The sequence below is a fragment of the Streptomyces sp. NPDC058683 genome, from assembly GCF_042716195.1.
Classification (GTDB): Bacteria; Actinomycetota; Actinomycetes; order Streptomycetales; family Streptomycetaceae; genus Streptomyces.
In genome coordinates, this window is record NZ_JBHXSK010000007.1 from 162,961 (window position 1) to 178,864 (window position 15,904).

The window sequence follows — 15,904 nt, forward strand, 5'->3', positions numbered from 1 at the left end:
GGGAGCGGCTACGCCAGTCGGCGCAGCCGCTCCGCCGCGTCCTTGAGCACCTCGGGGCGCTTGCAGAACGCGAACCGTACGAACGGGGCGCCCGCCTCCCGGTGGTCGTAGAAGACCGCGTTGGGGATGGCGACGACGCCCGCCCGCTCCGGGAGCGAACGGCAGAAGGCGAAGCCGTCGGTCTCTCCGAGGGGGCGGATGTCGGTGGTGATGAAGTACGTGCCGGCGGTGTCGTAGACCTTGAAGCCCGCCTCCGCGAGGCCCGCCGCGAGGATGTCGCGCTTGGTCCGCATGTCCTCGCGGAAGGCTTCGAAGTAGGCGTCCGGGAGGGCGAGGGCCTCCGCGACCGCGTACTGGAAGGGGCCCGAGGCGACGTAGGTCAGGAACTGCTTCGCCGAGCGCACCGCCGTGACCAGCTCCGGCGTCGAGGTCACCCAGCCGACCTTCCAGCCGGTGAAGGAGAAGGTCTTGCCTGCCGACCCGATGGTGACCGTGCGCTCGCGCATGCCGGGGAAGGTCGCGAGGGGGAGGTGCCCGGCCTTGTCGAAGACCAGGTGCTCGTAGACCTCGTCCGTGACGACCAGCAGGTCCCGCTCGACCGCCAGCTCGGCGATCGCGGTCAGCTCGGCGCGGGTGAGGACCGTGCCGGTCGGGTTGTGCGGGGTGTTGACCAGGAGGAGGCGGGTGCGGGGGGTGACGGCGGCGCGCAACTCGTCGAGGTCGAGGCGGAAGGTGGCGCCGTCCGGGCGGAGGGTGACCGGGACCCGGGTGCCGCCGGCCATCGCGATGCAGGCCGCGTAGGAGTCGTAGTACGGCTCCAGGGCGACGACCTCGTCACCCGGCTCCACCAGGGCGAGCAGGGCGGCCGCGATCGCCTCCGTGGCGCCCGCCGTGACCAGCACCTCCGCGTTCGGGTCGTACGACAGCCCGTACCGGCGCTCCTGGTGTGCGGCGATCGCGGTGCGCAGTTCGGGGACGCCCGGCCCCGGCGGGTACTGGTTGCCGCGTCCCTCGCGCAGCGCCCGCACGGCCGCCTCCCTGACCTCCTCGGGGCCGTCGGTGTCCGGGAACCCCTGCCCCAGGTTGATGGACCCGGTGCTGAGCGCCAGCGCGGACATCTCGGCGAAGATCGTGGTCCCGAACTCTGCGAGCCGGCGGTTGAGGAGAGGGCGTTCGCTGGAGGTCATGCCGGCCATCCTGCGCCCAAGCTCTGGAGTTCCTCAACTCTGCTTTGGCCGTCCGGAGGGCCGGGCATCACCGGCTCACGCCGCTCTCACGCGGCGGCCGGGGCGCCCACGGGGGGTCGCTCCGTGCGAACGGAAAGAAGGTGACGCCATGGGCATCGTCTTCATCGTGGTGGCGGCCGCGATCGTCTGCCTGGTGATCGTCGGGACCGCGGCCCGCAAGGGCGGGATGACCAGGGGGGCGTCCGGCCGGGGCGGCTCCTCCTCCTACGACAGCTCGGGCAGCTGGTGGGCCGGGGACTCGGGATCGTCGTCCTCGGACGGAGGCCACGGCGGGCATGGGGGACACGGGGGTCACTCGTGCGGCGGAGGGCACTCCTCCTGCGGCGGCGGCTCGTCGTGCGGCGGCGGGGGCGGCTGCGGCGGGGGCAGCTGACCGGGGGATCCGGGAGATCCGGGAGACCGGGGGGAAGGGGGGAACCGGGGCGTCCGGGCGGAGAGCGGGGGGCTCTCCCCGGGCGCCCCGGCGTGCGCCAGAGGGAGCAGGGCGCACAACGTGGTTGAACAGTTGAGCTGTGGAGCCCTCTGAGGGATGGAAACCCCACGAAGTTGGGTAAAAACGCTGTGGCAGCGCCACAGTTCATGATTCCCTCTAAATCACCAAAGCAGCGCCTCGGACGTCCTGACGACACCCCTCCCCCCGGCTGGGCCGGCCGGGCCGATCTCCCGGTGTCCACCGAGGTGCGCCGGACCACCCTCCTCCCCATTTGCGTGTTAGCGGAGCCGATCCATGCTCACGACCCTGAACACCACCTACACCGATACGCGCGCGGCCGACCTCGCCTGGGCCCTGGGGCGCGAGCCGCTGCCCGCCCTGGCCACCCTCGACCTGGAACTGTCCGGGGCGAAACTCCAGCTGAGACTGCTGGGCGCGTCCCACCAGGTGCTCCTGGAGGAGGAGTGCGGCGGCTGTTCGGAGACGGTGGCGTGCATCCCGGGGTCCAGCACCCCCCTGCCGCTCGGGGTCGCCAAGCGCATCGGCGACTGGGAGTACGAGTTCGCGGCCCGTGTCGAGGTGCTGTCACCGGGCTCCTTCGCCGGCCGCGCCCAGGAACTGCTCGCCCTCGTCTCCGAGCATCCGCACGGCCTCGCCGGAGTCTTCCCGGGCAGCCCGCACGCGTTCACCGCGCTGCTCGCCCAGCGATACGAGGGCCAGGTGCACTGGCGGACCTGGCACGCGTACCCGCAGGACGGCCAGTTGGTGGCGACCCGGACGAGGGTCGGCGTACGGGTTCCGGTGACCCAATCCATCCCCGGATGACATAAACCAACAGGGCGTCAAGGGCGGCCGTTTTCCACACGTGTGGGTGACGAAGCGTACCGAGCGAGTGACGTAACGTCGCAGAGTGATCGATCCGCACGCACCCGCCCCGCCCGGCGCACCGCCGCCCTGGGGTGCCCCCGCGCCGCTGCCCGTGCGGCCGGGGACGGGCCGGTTCCTGGTCCTGGCGTGCGTCTTCGTCTGTGCGGCCTGCGGATTGGTGTACGAACTCGAACTCGTCGCCCTCGCCTCGTACTTGATCGGCGACTCGGTCACCCAGGCCTCCGTGGTGCTGTCCGTGATGGTCTTCGCGATGGGCGTCGGCTCACTGGCCGCGAAGCGGCTGCGCTGGCACGCGGCGGCCGGATTCGGCGCGGTGGAGGCCGCGCTGGCGCTGATCGGCGGCTGCAGCGCCCTGGCCCTGTACGCCGTCTTCGCCTGGACCGGCGGCTGGGGCGGCCTGTGGTCGGCAGGACCGCGCTGCCTCCTGGTCGCCTTCTCCCTCGCCATCGGCCTGCTGATCGGCGCCGAGGTGCCGCTGCTGATGGAACTCATCCAGCGCATCCGCCGCCAGGACGCGGGCGGCGCGGTGGCCGACCTGTTCGCGGCGGACTACGTCGGCGCGCTGGTCGGCGGCCTGGCCTTCCCCTTCCTCCTGCTGCCCTTCCTGGGCCAGTTGACGGGCACCCTGCTCACCGGCACGGTCAACGTCGTCGCCGGCGGCGCCCTGGTCCTCGGCCTGTTCCGCCGCGACCTGTCCCGCCGGGCCCGCTGGACCCTCCTCGTCGCCAACGTGACCGTCCTCGGCGTCCTCGCCTCCGCCGCCGCCCACGTCGACGACTTCGAACGGGCCGCACGGCACGCGGTCTACGGCGACGACGTCCGGGTCGCCCTCCAGACAGACGTCCAGGAGGTCGTCCTCACCGGCGGCACCCACGGCCGTCCCCTCGACCTCTTCCTCGACGGCCGGCTGCGCGTCGGCGGCCGTGACGAACGCCGGTACCACGAGGCCCTCGTCCACCCGGCGATGAGCGGCCCGCACGCGCGCGTGCTGATCCTCGGCGGCGGCGACGGCATGGCCGCGCGCGAGGTGCTCCGCCACCCCGGCGTCGACCGCGTCGACGTCGTAGAACTCGACGCGGGCCTGGTCCGCCTCGCCCGCCAGGACCCCGCCCTCTCCGCGCTCAACGGCCATGTCTACGACGACCCGCACGTCCAGGTGACCACCGCGGACGCCTTCTGCTGGCTGCGCCGGACCGCACCGCGCGCCGCGTACGACGTCGTGATCGCCGACCTGCCCGACCCCGGCATCACGGCCAGCACCAAGCTGTACTCCGAGGAGTTCTACGGTCTGGCCCGCCGCGTCCTCGCCCCCGGCGGCCGTCTGGTCGTGCACGCCGGCCCGGTCCGGGCCCGCCCCCGTGACTTCTGGACGGTGGCGGCGACCCTGCGCGCCGCCGGCCTGGCCACCAGCCCCTACCGGGTCCTCGGCCGCGACCCCGGCTTCACCGCCGGCCCCGACCGGTCGGCGGGCGAGTCCAGGGCCCCGCACGACTGGGGCTTCATCCTGGCGGGGGAGGCCTCGCGCGGGCCCCGGCTGCGGCTGTCGGCCGACGGTCCGCGGCTGCACACGCTGACCGGGCGGGACCTGCGCGCAGACGCACTGGAGACACCGCCGACGCGCCTGCCGGCCTCCACGTTGGTGGATCCGCGGTACTGAGCACGGGCCCGTGCACGGGGAGCCCCCCCGCCCCGGCAGTGTGCCGTGCGTCGTGGAGGGTACGGCGGCTTGACTCCTGGGTAGGCTCAGTCGGCATGGAGCACCAGGTGTACGTCCCGGCCCCGGCCTCGCGGCTCAGGGAGGCGCTGGCCGACCCCGCGCGGGTCGCCCGGGCGCTCCCCGGCCTCCAGCAGGACACCGGCGCCGCCCCCGGCACCGGCCGCGTCAAGGTCCGCGTCGGCAGCCACTCGATCACCTACCGGGGCTCCCTGCGCGTCAGCGCCCGTGACGACGGTTCGTACGCGCTCGACGGCGATGCCACCGAGGCCCGCGGCACCGGCACGGTGAAGCTGGCGCTCACGCTCCGCCTCGCGGACACCGACGAGGGCTGCGAGGTCACGGTGACCGGCACGGCCTCCGCCGACGGGCGGGTCGCGGAGCTGCCGGCGGAGGCGGTGGAGTCGGCGGCGACAAGGCTGCTCAACCGTTTCGTGGAGGGCCTGGGGGAGGCCCGGCCCGAGCCCCCGGACCAGCCGGTGTCGATCTTCGAGACCGAGGTCCCGCCGCCGTCCCTGGCACCCGAACCGGTCGAGGAGCCGCTGCCCGAGATCTTCGCCGAGGCGGCCCACGCCCGCCGCACGATGATCGGCCGCAGCGCGGAGGAGGTCGACCACGCCCCGCCCCGCGGCCGCTACGCGCCGGTGCCGGCACCGCAGACGGTGGCGGCGGGCTCGGCACTGCGCTGGGCCGCACCGGCGGCGGCCCTGGCCCTGGCATCGGCGATCGTGGTGACGAGAGCGCTGCGCAGACGCCGCTGAGCGAGGCCGCCGCAGGAGGGGGTTCCACTCGCCCACGCTTGCGGGGTGCCGCTGCGCCCACCCGTGCCGCCTGGGGGGCACCTCCAGGCCCTTAAGGCACTGGGGGAGGCACGACTGCCCGCAGCTATGTTGGCCCCAGCTGGGAAGCGCCCCTTCAGGGGCGCGGGGAACTGCGCGAGCAACCCCCACCCACCCGCACCCGAAACCGAACCGCCGCTCCCCACTACTCTCATCCCGTGAGTAACGAAGACATCACGCTGACCGCAGGCGACGCCACCCTCCACCTGCACCCCGGCAACGGCGGCCGTATCGCCGGACTAGAAGTCGGCTCCCTCGAACTCCTCCGTCAGGGCGAGCGCTTCGGCTGCTTCCCGATGGTGCCGTGGTGCGGCCGTATCCGGGACGGCCGTTTCCGTGACGGCGCCGACATCGTCCAGATGCCGCTCAACTCCCCGCCGCACGCCATCCACGGCACCGCCCGCGACGGCGCCTGGCGCACCGCCCGCCGCTCCGCGGACGAGGCCGTGATCACGTGCGAACTCGGCGACCCCTGGCCGCACCCCGCCCGCGTCACGCACGTGGTCCGGCTCGCCGAGGACTCGTTGACGCTGACGATGGCCGTGGAGACGTACGACAACTCCTTCCCGGCGCAGATCGGCTGGCATCCCTGGTTCAACCGCAACCTCGGCGGCCAGGACGCCCGGATCGACTTCGCCCCGGCCTGGCAGGAGGAGCGCGGCGCGGATCACCTGCCCACCGGCAACCGCATCGACCCCCAGCCCGGCCCCTGGGACGACTGCTTCGGCATGCCCGACGGCGTCGACGTCACCCTCACCTGGCCGGGGCAGCTGGAGCTGAAGGTGGCCAGCCGCGAGCAGTGGGTGGTGGTCTACGACGAGCAGGAGGCGGCCGTGTGCGTGGAGCCGCAGACCGGCCCGCCGAACGGCCTCAACACGCTCCCCCGGCTCGTCACCCCGCTGGAGCCGCTGGAAGCCACCACCACCTGGACCTGGCGCCGCCTCTAAGCTGGTCGGCATGACGGACGTACGCGCTGAGCTGCTGCAACAGATCAAGGACAAGGCCGTGGTGCACGGCAAGGTGACCCTGTCGTCGGGGCTGGAGGCGGACTACTACGTCGACCTCCGCCGCGTCACCCTCGACGGCACGGCCGCCCCGCTGGTCGGCCAGGTGCTGCTCGACCTGACCGACGGCCTGGAGTTCGACGCCGTCGGCGGCCTCACCATGGGCGCCGACCCGGTCGCCGGCGCGATGCTGCACGCGGCCGCCGCGCGGGGCCGCCGCCTCGACGCCTTCGTCGTCCGCAAGGCGGCGAAGGCGCACGGGCTGCAGCGCCGGGTGGAGGGGCCGGAGATCAAGGGCCGACGCGTGCTCGTCGTGGAGGACACCTCCACCACCGGCGGCTCCCCGCTCGCCGCCGTGGAGGCAGTGCGCGAGGCCGGCGCCGAGGTCGTCGCCGTCGCGACCATCGTCGACCGGGCCACCGGCGCCGACGAGAAGATCCGCGAAGGCGCGGGCGTGCCGTACCTGTTCGCCTTCTCGAAGGATGAACTGGGGCTGGACTGACACCCCGGTCGACGAGTGGGATTGACCCGGATGCTCCCGGCGCCCGGCGCCCGGAGCATCGGTTCATGTCTGGAAAGATGGGGACGACGATGACGTCGTACCTCAAGGTCTAGGTCAGGGCCGTAGAGAACCAGCAGTAAGCCGACCCGCACACTCAAGGAGCGGACAATGCCCATCGCAACCCCCGAGGTCTATAACGAGATGCTCGACCGGGCGAAGGCAGGCAAGTTCGCCTACCCGGCCATCAACGTGACCTCGACCCAGACCCTGCACGCGGCGCTGCGCGGCTTCGCGGAGGCGGAGAGCGACGGCATCGTCCAGATTTCCACCGGTGGTGCCGAGTTCCTCGGCGGTCAGTACAAGAAGGACATGGTCTCCGGCTCGGTCGCGCTCGCCGAGTTCGCGCACATCGTCGCCGAGAAGTACCCGGTCAACATCGCGCTGCACACCGACCACTGCCCGAAGGACAAGCTCGACGGGTACGTGCGTCCGCTGCTCGCGATCTCCGAGGAGCGCGTGAAGAACGGCCGCAACCCGCTCTTCCAGTCGCACATGTGGGACGGCTCCGCCGAGACCCTCGCCGACAACCTCGCCATCGCGCAGGAGCTCCTGGAGCAGGCCCGCCGCGCCAACATCATCCTCGAGGTCGAGATCACCCCGACCGGCGGCGAGGAGGACGGCGTCTCGCACGAGATCAACGACTCCCTCTACACCACCGTCGACGACGCGATCCGCACCGCCGAGGCCCTGGGCCTGGGCGAGAAGGGCCGCTACCTGCTGGCCGCCTCCTTCGGCAACGTGCACGGCGTGTACAAGCCGGGCAACGTCGTGCTCCGCCCCGACCTGCTCAAGGAGCTGGCCGACGGCGTGGCCGCCAAGTTCGGCAAGCAGTCCCCGTTCGACTTCGTCTTCCACGGCGGGTCCGGCTCCACCGAGCAGGAGATCCGCACCGCGCTGGAGAACGGCGTGGTGAAGATGAACCTGGACACGGACACCCAGTACGCCTTCACCCGTCCGGTCGCCGACCACATGTTCAAGAACTACGACGGCGTCCTGAAGGTCGACGGCGAGGTCGGCTCCAAGAAGACCTACGACCCGCGCACCTGGGGCAAGCTCGCCGAGGCGGGCATGGCCGCGCGTGTCGTCGAGGCCACGCAGCACCTGCGCTCGGCGGGCAACAAGATCAAGTAAGGCGTTCGTACGGCTGTCGTACGACAGCCACGTCGCGTTTTCGGCGGACCCGGTGCTACGGCGCCGGGTCCGCTGTATACCTGGACCCATGTCCGACGTGCGACTGGCCTCCTCGCAGGGCAAGTGGATCCTGTTCACCACCGTCCTCGGTTCCAGCATGGTGCTGCTGGACTCGACCGTCGTCAACGTCGCCCTGCCCCGCATCGGCCGTGACCTGGGCACCAGCCTCTCGGCCCTGCAGTGGACGGTCAACGCGTACATGCTGACGCTGGCCGGGCTGATCCTGCTCGGCGGCTCGCTGGGCGACCAGTACGGCCGCCGGAAGATCTTCGTGTACGGAGTCGTCTGGTTCGCGGCCGCCTCACTCCTGTGCGGCCTGGCCCCCAACGACATCGTCCTGATCGCCGCCCGCGCCCTCCAGGGCATCGGCGGCGCCATGCTCACACCAGGGTCCCTCGCCCTCATCCAGGCGTCCTTCCACCCCGACGACCGGGCGAAGGCGGTCGGCCTGTGGTCCGGCTTCGGCGGCATAGGCGCGGCCATCGGCCCGTTCCTGGGCGGCTGGCTGGTGGACGGCCCCGGCTGGCGGTGGGTGTTCCTGCTGAACGTCCCGCTGGCCCTGCTCTGCGTTCCCGTCGCGCTGCGCCATGTCCCGGAGTCCACCGACGGGCGGGCCCACGGCCGCTTCGACATCCTCGGCGCGGTGCTGGCCGCCCTGACCCTCGGATTCGTGACCTACGCGCTGATCGACGCCGGCACCACGTCCCTGCTCGCCCTCGCGGGCCTCGCGACCGGCGTGGCCTTCGTGTACGTCGAGAAGCGCCGCCCGGACCCGATGCTCCCGCTGGACATCTTCGGCTCCCGCCAGTTCACCGCGCTGAACGTGGTCACCCTGTGCGTGTACGGCGCGTTCGGCGGCTACTTCTTCCTCACCGCGCTCCAACTCCAGGTGGTGGCCGGCTACTCGGCGCTGGGCGCCGGCACGGCCCTGCTGCCCTCCACCGTGCTGATGCTGCTCTTCTCGGCCCGCTCGGGCGCCCTGGCCGACAAGATCGGGCCCCGGCTGCCCCTCACCATCGGACCCCTGCTCTGCGCCACGGGGCTGATGCTGATGCTGCGGGTGGGCGAGCACGCGAACTATCTGACGGACGTCTTCCCGGCGGTCCTGGTCATGGGCGCCGGCATGGTCACCCTGGTGGCCCCGCTCACCGCCTCGGTCCTCGCCTCCGTGGACACCGCCCGGGCGGGTATCGCCAGCGGCATCAACAACGCGGCGGCCCGCGCGGCGAGCCTGATCGCGGTGGCGGCGCTGCCGCTGCTCGCGGGGATGGGCCCGGAGGCCTACCGGTCGCCCGCGGCCTTCAACGCGGCGTTCGACCGGGCGATGCCGATCTGCGCGGGGGTGCTGGTGGTCGGGGCGGCGCTGGCCTTCGCCCTGGTACGCCGCCCGGCCCCCGGCTGCGCCCGCGCCGAATGCCGCACGCACGGCAACGTGACCTCGCCGCCGCTGGAGCCAGCGAAGCGTCCCTGACGGCGGTCGGGGCGCCCGCGCCGCGGAGACCGGGCGGTGCCGGCCTCCGCCATGGTGCGCCGCCCGGCCCCCGGGCTGCCGCGCCGCCGGGGAGTTACGCCTTCAACTCGTCGTACGCCTCGGCGCTGCTGTCCTTCAGGAACTGCCAGCAGCGCTCCTTCTCGTCCTTCTCGTCGATCACCCCGGCGGCCCGGGCGAGCCCGGCGAGGCAGCGCAGGAAGCCGCGGTTGGCCCGGTGCTCCCAGGGGATCGGACCGTGCCCCTTCCACCCGGCCCGGCGCAGCGCGTCCAGTCCACGGTGGTAGCCGGTGCGTGCGTAGGCGTACGACTCGACGACCGCGCCGCGCTCGAACGCGTCGTCGGCGAGCAGCGCCCAGGCCAGCGAGAAGGTCGGGAACTTCGCCGCCACCTCGACCGGAGCCAGCGACTCCTCGCCCAGCAGGCGGTACGCCTCTTCGTTCTCGGGGAGATAGGTCGGCTCCGGGCCGCCGAGCAGGTTCTTGTGCGTCGTCATGGCGCCAGTCTGCCACCGCCGTCCGCGCCGGAGCCCGGGGGAGGGCGTCGGCCGGGGGCAACCTCACCGCGTGTCCGGTCGTCTTCCAGACCGCCGTTCCGTAGATCGCCGTAGGGGGAGCACGCGTGCGCGATCCGATGCCCGGCGGGCAGCCGCCGGAGGCACGAGCCCTGGCGCGGTTCCTCACCGCGGATCCGGACCAGTGGCCCCGGCTCGCCCCACGGGTGACCGACCAGGTGGGGACGGACACCCTGGCGCGGATCGTGCGCGCCACGGCCGACCGGATCGGCGCGTTCGACACCGTCAGGGACAGCCCGGACGGGCTGATCGTGTCCGGCAGCACGGGGCACGTGCGGGCCTGGGCCCAGGCGGGCCCGGACGGTGAACTCACCGCGCTGCGGATCGAAGGCGCCCGTTACACCCCGCCCCGCCGCCGCCCGCGCCTGCCGGCCTCCCTGATCCGGGCGGTCTGTGTGGGCCTGGTCGTCCTCTGGAACGCCCTGACCCTGTGGACCGCCGCCGATCGCACGGCCTGGGCGGGTGACCTGGCGATTCTCGCCGCCTGCTGGGTGGTCGTCGAGGGCTGCGGCGCACCGGCGACGCACCCCCGCCCGCTGCGGCGCACGGTCGGGGCGGGCGCCGTCGCGGCCCTCGCCTCCGCGGGCCGGCTGCCGGGCCTGCCCACCGGACACGGCGTGCTCCGCCTCGCCGTCGGCGCCCTCCTCCTCGCCGCCGCCGGATGGCTGGTCGGTGCCGCCCGGCGGCCCCGCCGGCGGGCACCGCTGTCCCGGCCGCTGCTGTTCCCGCTGGAGGGCTCCTGGTACGTCGTACAGGGCGGCGGCCGCCTGCTGAACCACCACACCCGGGTGCCCGAACAGCGCGGCGCCCTCGACCTGGTCGCGCTCGGCCGGTACGGCACCCGTACCCGGCGGGGCCGCGAGCTGACCGCGTACGCCGCCTACGGGCGCCCGGTCCGCTCCCCCTGCGACGGCAGGGTGATCTCCGCCGTCGACACCGTCCGGGACCAGAAACCCGGCGAGATCCGCTACCAGCCGCCCTACGGCAACCACGTCTTCCTCGACACCGGCCGGGAGATCGTCAAGCTCGCCCATCTGCGCCCCGGCTCGGTGACGGTGACCGAGGGCGACACGGTGCGGGCGGGCCGGCTGCTCGGCGAGGTCGGCAACACCGGCAACACCACCGAACCCCACCTGCACATCCACGCCGAACGCGACGGGGTCGGCCTGGACCTGGCGTTCACCGGCGTACCCGGCCGGCTGCATCGGGGGCGGACGATCCGCGCGCGGTCGTAGCCCAGCCGGTTCCGGCGGCCCGGAATGCTCGGCCGACCGGGTGATCCGGTACCGGCGGTGACCGGTGTGGCCCGTCCGGCAGCGGGCGGGTCTTGCCGTGTGCGGGGTACGTTGCGGAAGATGCCGGTGGGGACCGGGGCCCCCGTGTCGACAACGGCAGGGGCGGACCGCTACCCGGAGTACACAACAGGAGACAGCGATGTCCCTTCAGGCTCAGCCCCACGAGGCTTCGGAGCCCGAGACCCCGCATCTCGACTTCGCGGGCACGACGCCGTACGAGGACTACGTCAAGGCGGACGTGCTCACCCACCTCCAGCACACCCTCTCCGACGATCCCGGAGAGATGGTCTTCCTGGTCACGACCCAGGTCATGGAGCTGTGGTTCACCGTCATCGTCCACGAGTGGGAGACCGCGGCGGCCGCCCTGCGCGCCGACGACCTCCCCACCGCGATCGCCGCGCTCAAACGGTCCACCCGGGAACTGGAGGCGCTGAACGCCTCCTGGAAACCGCTCGGCCAGCTCACCCCCGCCCAGTTCAACTCCTACCGCTCCGCCCTCGGCGAGGGCTCCGGCTTCCAGTCGGCGATGTACCGGCGGATGGAGTTCCTGCTCGGCGAGAAGTCCGCGTCCATGCTCGTCCCGCACCGCGGCGCCCCCCGCGTCCACGCGGAACTGGAGAAGGCCCTGCACGAGCCGAGCCTGTACGACGAGGTGGTACGGCTCCTCGCGCGCCGCGGACACCCGGTCCCGGACGCGGTGCTGCACCGTGACGTGTCCGTGCGGTACGACGCCTCGGACGCCGTCGAGGCCGCCTGGGCCGACGTCTACTCGGGCGACGGGGACGCCGAGCTCGCCCGGCTCGGCGAGGCGCTGACCGACGTGGCCGAACTGGTCTGGCGCTGGCGCAACGACCACCTGGTCGCCACCCGCCGCGCCATGGGCGCCAAGCCCGGCACCGGCGGCTCGGCCGGGGTCGCCTGGCTGGAGAAGCGCGCCCGCAAGAACGTGTTCCCGGAGCTGTGGACGGCGAGGTCCCATGTCTGAACTGGCCCTGCGGGCGGAGAAACTGGACGCGGCGGACGAGCTTGCCGGGGTGCGCTCCCGCTTCGTCCTCGACGAAGTCATCTACCTCGACGGCAATTCGCTGGGCGCCCTGCCCGCGCACGTCCCCGGCCGGGTCGAGGACGTGGTCCGGCGGCAGTGGGGCGAACTGCGCATCCGGTCCTGGGACGAGAGCGGCTGGTGGACGGCGCCGGAGCGGATCGGCGACCGGATCGCCCCGCTGGTCGGCGCCGCGGCCGGCCAGATCGTGGTCGGCGACTCGACAAGTGTCAACGTCTTCAAGGCACTTGTGGGCGCGGTGCGGCTCGCGGGGGAAGGGCGCACCGAGATCCTGGTCGACGCGACCACCTTCCCCACCGACGGCTACATCGCCGAGTCGGCGGCCCGGCTCACCGGCCGTACGCTGCGGCCGGTGGCACCGGCGGACGTGCGCACCGCGCTGAGCGACCGTACGGCCGCCGTCCTGCTCAACCACGTCGACTACCGCACGGGCCGGCTGCACGACCTGCCGTCCCTCACCGCCGCGATCCACGCGGCCGGGGCCGTGGCCGTCTGGGACCTGTGCCACAGCGCGGGTGCGCTGCCGGTCGGCCTCGACGAGCACGGGGTCGACCTGGCGGTCGGCTGCACCTACAAGTACCTGAACGGCGGCCCGGGATCACCGGCGTACCTGTACGTCCGCCGCGACCTCCAGGACCGCTTCGACTCGCCGCTGCCCGGCTGGAACTCGCACGCCGAGCCGTTCGGCATGAGCCCGGCCTACGCCCCGGCCCCGGGCGCGGTGCGCGGCCGCGTCGGCACCCCGGACATCCTCTCCATGCTGGCCCTGGAGGCGGCGCTGGAGGTCTGGGACGAGGTGCAGGTGGCCGCCGTACGCGCCAAGTCCCTGGCCCTGACGGACTTCTTCCTGGAGTGCGTCGAGGCGTACCTGCCGGCGGGCCGCGTCGAGTGCGTGACCCCGGTGGCGCACGAGGAGCGCGGCAGCCAGATCGCGCTGCGCTGCCCGGACGCCGGGGACGTGATGAAACGGCTGATCGAGCGGGGGGTGGTCGGGGACTTCCGGCACCCCGACGTCCTCCGCTTCGGCTTCACTCCGCTGTACGTCGGTTTCGCGGACGCGGAACGGGCGGCGCGGGTGCTGGCGGAGGCCGTGTAGCACCCTGCGGCGAGTCGACATAGGGACACGACGACCCGGTTGGGAAAGGCCGGGACGGTACAGAACCGTGTAATCCTCACCGTGCGTGACATCCACGTGTCGCCGCACGTCACCGGCCTGATACCGTCCCGGCCAACGGCCGAATTCCCCACCTGGTCCGCCAAATTCATTACGTCGCTGAGAGGTTGGAGCATGCCGGACGACGCCGCAGCAGAACGGGCCGCAGCCGAGGAGGAGTCGGCCTTCTCGCACCCGCACGTCGAGCCCGACGTCACGGCGGCCTACGGCGACCACCCCGACCAGGTGATCGACTTCTACCTCCCGCGCGGTGACGAGACCGTGGCCCCGCTGGTCGTGGTCCTGCACGGAGGCGCGTGGCGGGCACCGTACGACCGCGGCCACCTCACCCCCTTCGCCGACTTCCTGGCCCGGCGCGGCTTCGCGGTGGCCAACGTCGAGTACCGGCGCGGTGCGACGCTTCCCGGGCAGGGCGGCTCGGGCCCGGTGGCCGGCCGCTGGCCGGACACCTTCGACGACATCGCGGCGGCGCTGGACGCGCTGCCCGCGCTGGCCCGCGAGGCGCTGCCCCAGGCGGACCTGCGCCGCACGGTCCTCACCGGCCACTCGGCCGGCGGCCACCTGGCGCTGTGGGCGGCGGCGCGGCACGTCCTCCCGGCGGACGCCGCGTGGCGCACGTCCGGCGCGGCGCCGCTGCGGGGCGTGGTGGCCCTGGCCCCGATCGCGGACTTCGCGGTGGCGGAGAAGCTGGAGGTCTGCGGTCACGCGGCGCTCCAACTCCTCGGTGGCGGCGACCGGTTCACCGACCGGCAGCGCTATGCCGACCCGGCGCTGCTGCTCCCCACCGGGATCGCGACCACCCTGGTCCAGGGCCGCGCGGACGACGTCGTCCCGCAGGCGGTCGCCGAGTCCTACGCGGAGGCGGCGGCGAAGGCGGGCGAGGTGGTGGGGCTGACGCTGCTGGAGGACGTCGGCCACTTCCCGCTGATCGACCCGGCGGCGGACGCGTGCGCGGTGGTGGCGGAGGAGATCGCCCAACTGGCCTGGTGATCCCGACTGGCCTGGTGAACCCGCCTGGCCTGGTGCACCCAACCGGCCTGGTGAACCCGGCCGGTCTCGTGACGACCTGCCCCTGAGCCGCCCCCCACATACCCGTAATACCTGAGAGCTACCTGCCAGGTGAGTTCTCTGGCGGGACGCGAACGACATCGCCCGTTCCGTAATTTCCCGATCAGACAAGTCCGACGGCCGGGCGAACTGAACGGGGAGGGGCCGACCATGACGGGGGCGACGGGGGCGGCGGGGGCGACGGAGGCGATTGGGCCGACGGAGGTCATTGGGCCGACGGGGGCGGCGGAGGCGACGGAGACGGGGGCGATGGCGCCGACGGGGGCGACCGGGGAGCGGGAGGGGTCTGTTCGAGGGCGCGGGGGGTTGCGCCAGAGGCTGTTCCGTACCGCGCTCGTCGCCCTCCTCACCGCGGCCGTGGCCCTCCCCCTCTCCGCGGCCACCCCGTCCCGGATCCCCGCCCCGCTCCCGGCCGCCCTCCCCGCACCGCTCACCCCGGCCGCCGTCACCACCGCCTACCGGGCCAACCGCGAGAACGCCGCCGAGGCCGCCCGCATGGCCGCCGCCCACGGCGACCTCTCCCGCGCCGCGGCCGACCGTGCCCTCGCGTCCCCCTCCCGCCACCTCCTGCACTTCGACGCCCGAGGCACCGGCCAGGCCACCGAGGTCTTCGGCGACTTGGCGCACGCCACCCGCGTCGCCGTCCTCGTCCCCGGCTCGGACACCACCCTCGACACCTACGCCCGCTTCCACGCCGCGGCCGAGTCCCTCCACCGACGCCTCGCCCGCGACCACCCGCGTACCCGGACCGCGGTCGTGGCCTGGCTCGGCTACCGGACCCCCGCCACGATCAGCACCACGGTCCTCACCCCGGGCCGGGCCGGCCAAGCGGCCCCGCGGCTGCGCGCGTTCATCCGCGAACTCCACACCCTCACCGCCCCCGGACCGGCCGCCGTCTCCCTCCTGTGCCACTCCTACGGCACGGTGGTCTGCGCCCGCACTGCCCCCACCCTCACCGGCCTCGGCGTCACCGACATCGCCCTGGTCGGCAGCCCCGGCACCGGTGCCGACTCGGCCGCGGCCCTGCACACGTCCGCGCGCGTCTGGGCGGCCCGGGGCGCCGACGACTGGATAGCCGACGTCCCGCACCTGGACGCCGGCCTCTTCGGCACGACCGTCGGCTTCGGTGCCGACCCGGTGTCCCCGGCCTTCGGCGCCCGTGTCTTCGCGGCGGGCCCCGGCGGCCACAGCGACTACTTCACCCCGGGCTCGGTCTCCCTGGCCAACCTGGCCCGGATCGTCCTCGGCGATCCCACGGAGGTCACCCGTGCCTGAGCCGCCGCCCCGCCTCCCGAACCGCGTACGTCATCTCGCCCACCGCAGCGTCGGAACCCACCGCTCGTCCGGTCGGCCGGCACCGATC

The 15,904-nt window shown here is 73.3% G+C and carries 15 protein-coding genes; 13 read left to right on the forward strand and 2 right to left on the reverse strand.

Features of this window, described 5'->3' with window-relative positions; translation table 11 throughout:
• Window positions 1-8: 8 nt before the first annotated feature.
• Window positions 9-1,196, reverse strand: a complete 1,188-nt coding sequence (locus ACFWXC_RS09910; protein ID WP_384475889.1) for a pyridoxal phosphate-dependent aminotransferase — start codon at window positions 1,194-1,196, stop codon at window positions 9-11.
• Between the two features lie 139 nt (window positions 1,197-1,335).
• Here ACFWXC_RS09910 and ACFWXC_RS09915 point away from each other — a divergent pair, with 139 nt between their 5' ends.
• The 8 genes from ACFWXC_RS09915 to ACFWXC_RS09950 all read left to right on the forward strand — a co-directional run bounded on the left by ACFWXC_RS09915 (window position 1,336) and on the right by ACFWXC_RS09950 (window position 9,349).
• The gene (locus ACFWXC_RS09915) at window positions 1,336-1,620 is read left to right on the forward strand and encodes a hypothetical protein (RefSeq protein WP_384475892.1); all 285 of its coding nucleotides are present in this window, start codon (window positions 1,336-1,338) and stop codon (window positions 1,618-1,620) included.
• 354 nt (window positions 1,621-1,974) lie between these two features.
• On the forward strand, window positions 1,975-2,505 hold the full coding sequence (locus tag ACFWXC_RS09920) for a DUF2617 family protein (protein ID WP_384475895.1): 531 nt from the start codon (window positions 1,975-1,977) through the stop codon (window positions 2,503-2,505).
• 85 nt (window positions 2,506-2,590) lie between these two features.
• A complete protein-coding gene (locus tag ACFWXC_RS09925; protein ID WP_384475898.1) occupies window positions 2,591-4,225 on the forward strand; it encodes a polyamine aminopropyltransferase in 1,635 nt (544 codons plus the stop codon).
• Between the two features lie 95 nt (window positions 4,226-4,320).
• Window positions 4,321-5,043 (forward strand): SRPBCC family protein, encoded by a 723-nt coding sequence (locus tag ACFWXC_RS09930; RefSeq protein ID WP_384475901.1) that lies wholly within the window; start codon window positions 4,321-4,323, stop codon window positions 5,041-5,043.
• A 236-nt stretch (window positions 5,044-5,279) separates the two neighbouring features.
• Window positions 5,280-6,068: an aldose 1-epimerase gene (locus ACFWXC_RS09935; RefSeq protein WP_384475904.1), complete on the forward strand. Its 789-nt coding sequence runs from the start codon at window positions 5,280-5,282 to the stop codon at window positions 6,066-6,068.
• A gap of 10 nt (window positions 6,069-6,078) precedes the next feature.
• Window positions 6,079-6,627, forward strand: coding sequence for an orotate phosphoribosyltransferase (gene pyrE / locus ACFWXC_RS09940; protein WP_351740566.1), 549 nt, complete (start codon window positions 6,079-6,081; stop codon window positions 6,625-6,627).
• Window positions 6,628-6,795: 168 nt separating this feature from the next.
• The gene (fbaA, locus tag ACFWXC_RS09945) at window positions 6,796-7,818 is read left to right on the forward strand and encodes a class II fructose-bisphosphate aldolase (RefSeq protein ID WP_384475907.1); all 1,023 of its coding nucleotides are present in this window, start codon (window positions 6,796-6,798) and stop codon (window positions 7,816-7,818) included.
• An 88-nt stretch (window positions 7,819-7,906) separates the two neighbouring features.
• Window positions 7,907-9,349: an MFS transporter gene (locus tag ACFWXC_RS09950; RefSeq protein WP_384475910.1), complete on the forward strand. Its 1,443-nt coding sequence runs from the start codon at window positions 7,907-7,909 to the stop codon at window positions 9,347-9,349.
• A gap of 94 nt (window positions 9,350-9,443) precedes the next feature.
• On the opposite strand, the gene ACFWXC_RS09955 is transcribed toward ACFWXC_RS09950, so the two are convergent.
• On the reverse strand, window positions 9,444-9,863 hold the full coding sequence (locus ACFWXC_RS09955; protein WP_384475913.1) for a DUF3151 domain-containing protein: 420 nt from the start codon (window positions 9,861-9,863) through the stop codon (window positions 9,444-9,446).
• A 125-nt stretch (window positions 9,864-9,988) separates the two neighbouring features.
• Between ACFWXC_RS09955 and ACFWXC_RS09960 the strand changes: the two genes are divergently transcribed.
• The 5 genes from ACFWXC_RS09960 to ACFWXC_RS09980 all read left to right on the forward strand — a co-directional run bounded on the left by ACFWXC_RS09960 (window position 9,989) and on the right by ACFWXC_RS09980 (window position 15,816).
• Window positions 9,989-11,176, forward strand: coding sequence for a M23 family metallopeptidase (locus tag ACFWXC_RS09960; RefSeq protein WP_384475916.1), 1,188 nt, complete (start codon window positions 9,989-9,991; stop codon window positions 11,174-11,176).
• A gap of 199 nt (window positions 11,177-11,375) precedes the next feature.
• Complete coding sequence (locus tag ACFWXC_RS09965; protein ID WP_384475919.1) at window positions 11,376-12,221, forward strand: tryptophan 2,3-dioxygenase family protein; 846 nt, start codon at window positions 11,376-11,378, stop codon at window positions 12,219-12,221.
• Window positions 12,214-13,395: a kynureninase gene (gene kynU, locus ACFWXC_RS09970; RefSeq protein WP_384475922.1), complete on the forward strand. Its 1,182-nt coding sequence runs from the start codon at window positions 12,214-12,216 to the stop codon at window positions 13,393-13,395. Before ACFWXC_RS09965 ends, kynU begins: the two co-directional genes overlap by 8 nt.
• Window positions 13,396-13,587: 192 nt before the next feature.
• Entirely contained in the window at window positions 13,588-14,463 is an 876-nt protein-coding gene (locus ACFWXC_RS09975; protein WP_384475925.1) for an alpha/beta hydrolase, read from the forward strand.
• 327 nt (window positions 14,464-14,790) lie between these two features.
• Entirely contained in the window at window positions 14,791-15,816 is a 1,026-nt protein-coding gene (locus ACFWXC_RS09980) for an alpha/beta hydrolase (protein WP_384476137.1), read from the forward strand.
• Window positions 15,817-15,904: the final 88 nt, after the last annotated feature.

Coding starts and splice junctions, on each gene's coding strand:
- ACFWXC_RS09910 (WP_384475889.1), bottom strand. CDS start 1,196: ATGGCCGGCATGACCTCCAGCGAACGCCCTCTCCTCAACCGCCGGCTC.
- ACFWXC_RS09915 (WP_384475892.1), top strand. CDS start 1,336: ATGGGCATCGTCTTCATCGTGGTGGCGGCCGCGATCGTCTGCCTGGTG.
- ACFWXC_RS09920 (WP_384475895.1), top strand. CDS start 1,975: ATGCTCACGACCCTGAACACCACCTACACCGATACGCGCGCGGCCGAC.
- ACFWXC_RS09930 (WP_384475901.1), top strand. CDS start 4,321: ATGGAGCACCAGGTGTACGTCCCGGCCCCGGCCTCGCGGCTCAGGGAG.
- pyrE (WP_351740566.1), top strand. CDS start 6,079: ATGACGGACGTACGCGCTGAGCTGCTGCAACAGATCAAGGACAAGGCC.
- fbaA (WP_384475907.1), top strand. CDS start 6,796: ATGCCCATCGCAACCCCCGAGGTCTATAACGAGATGCTCGACCGGGCG.
- ACFWXC_RS09950 (WP_384475910.1), top strand. CDS start 7,907: ATGTCCGACGTGCGACTGGCCTCCTCGCAGGGCAAGTGGATCCTGTTC.
- ACFWXC_RS09955 (WP_384475913.1), bottom strand. CDS start 9,863: ATGACGACGCACAAGAACCTGCTCGGCGGCCCGGAGCCGACCTATCTC.
- ACFWXC_RS09965 (WP_384475919.1), top strand. CDS start 11,376: ATGTCCCTTCAGGCTCAGCCCCACGAGGCTTCGGAGCCCGAGACCCCG.
- kynU (WP_384475922.1), top strand. CDS start 12,214: ATGTCTGAACTGGCCCTGCGGGCGGAGAAACTGGACGCGGCGGACGAG.
- ACFWXC_RS09975 (WP_384475925.1), top strand. CDS start 13,588: ATGCCGGACGACGCCGCAGCAGAACGGGCCGCAGCCGAGGAGGAGTCG.
- ACFWXC_RS09980 (WP_384476137.1), top strand. CDS start 14,791: ATGGCGCCGACGGGGGCGACCGGGGAGCGGGAGGGGTCTGTTCGAGGG.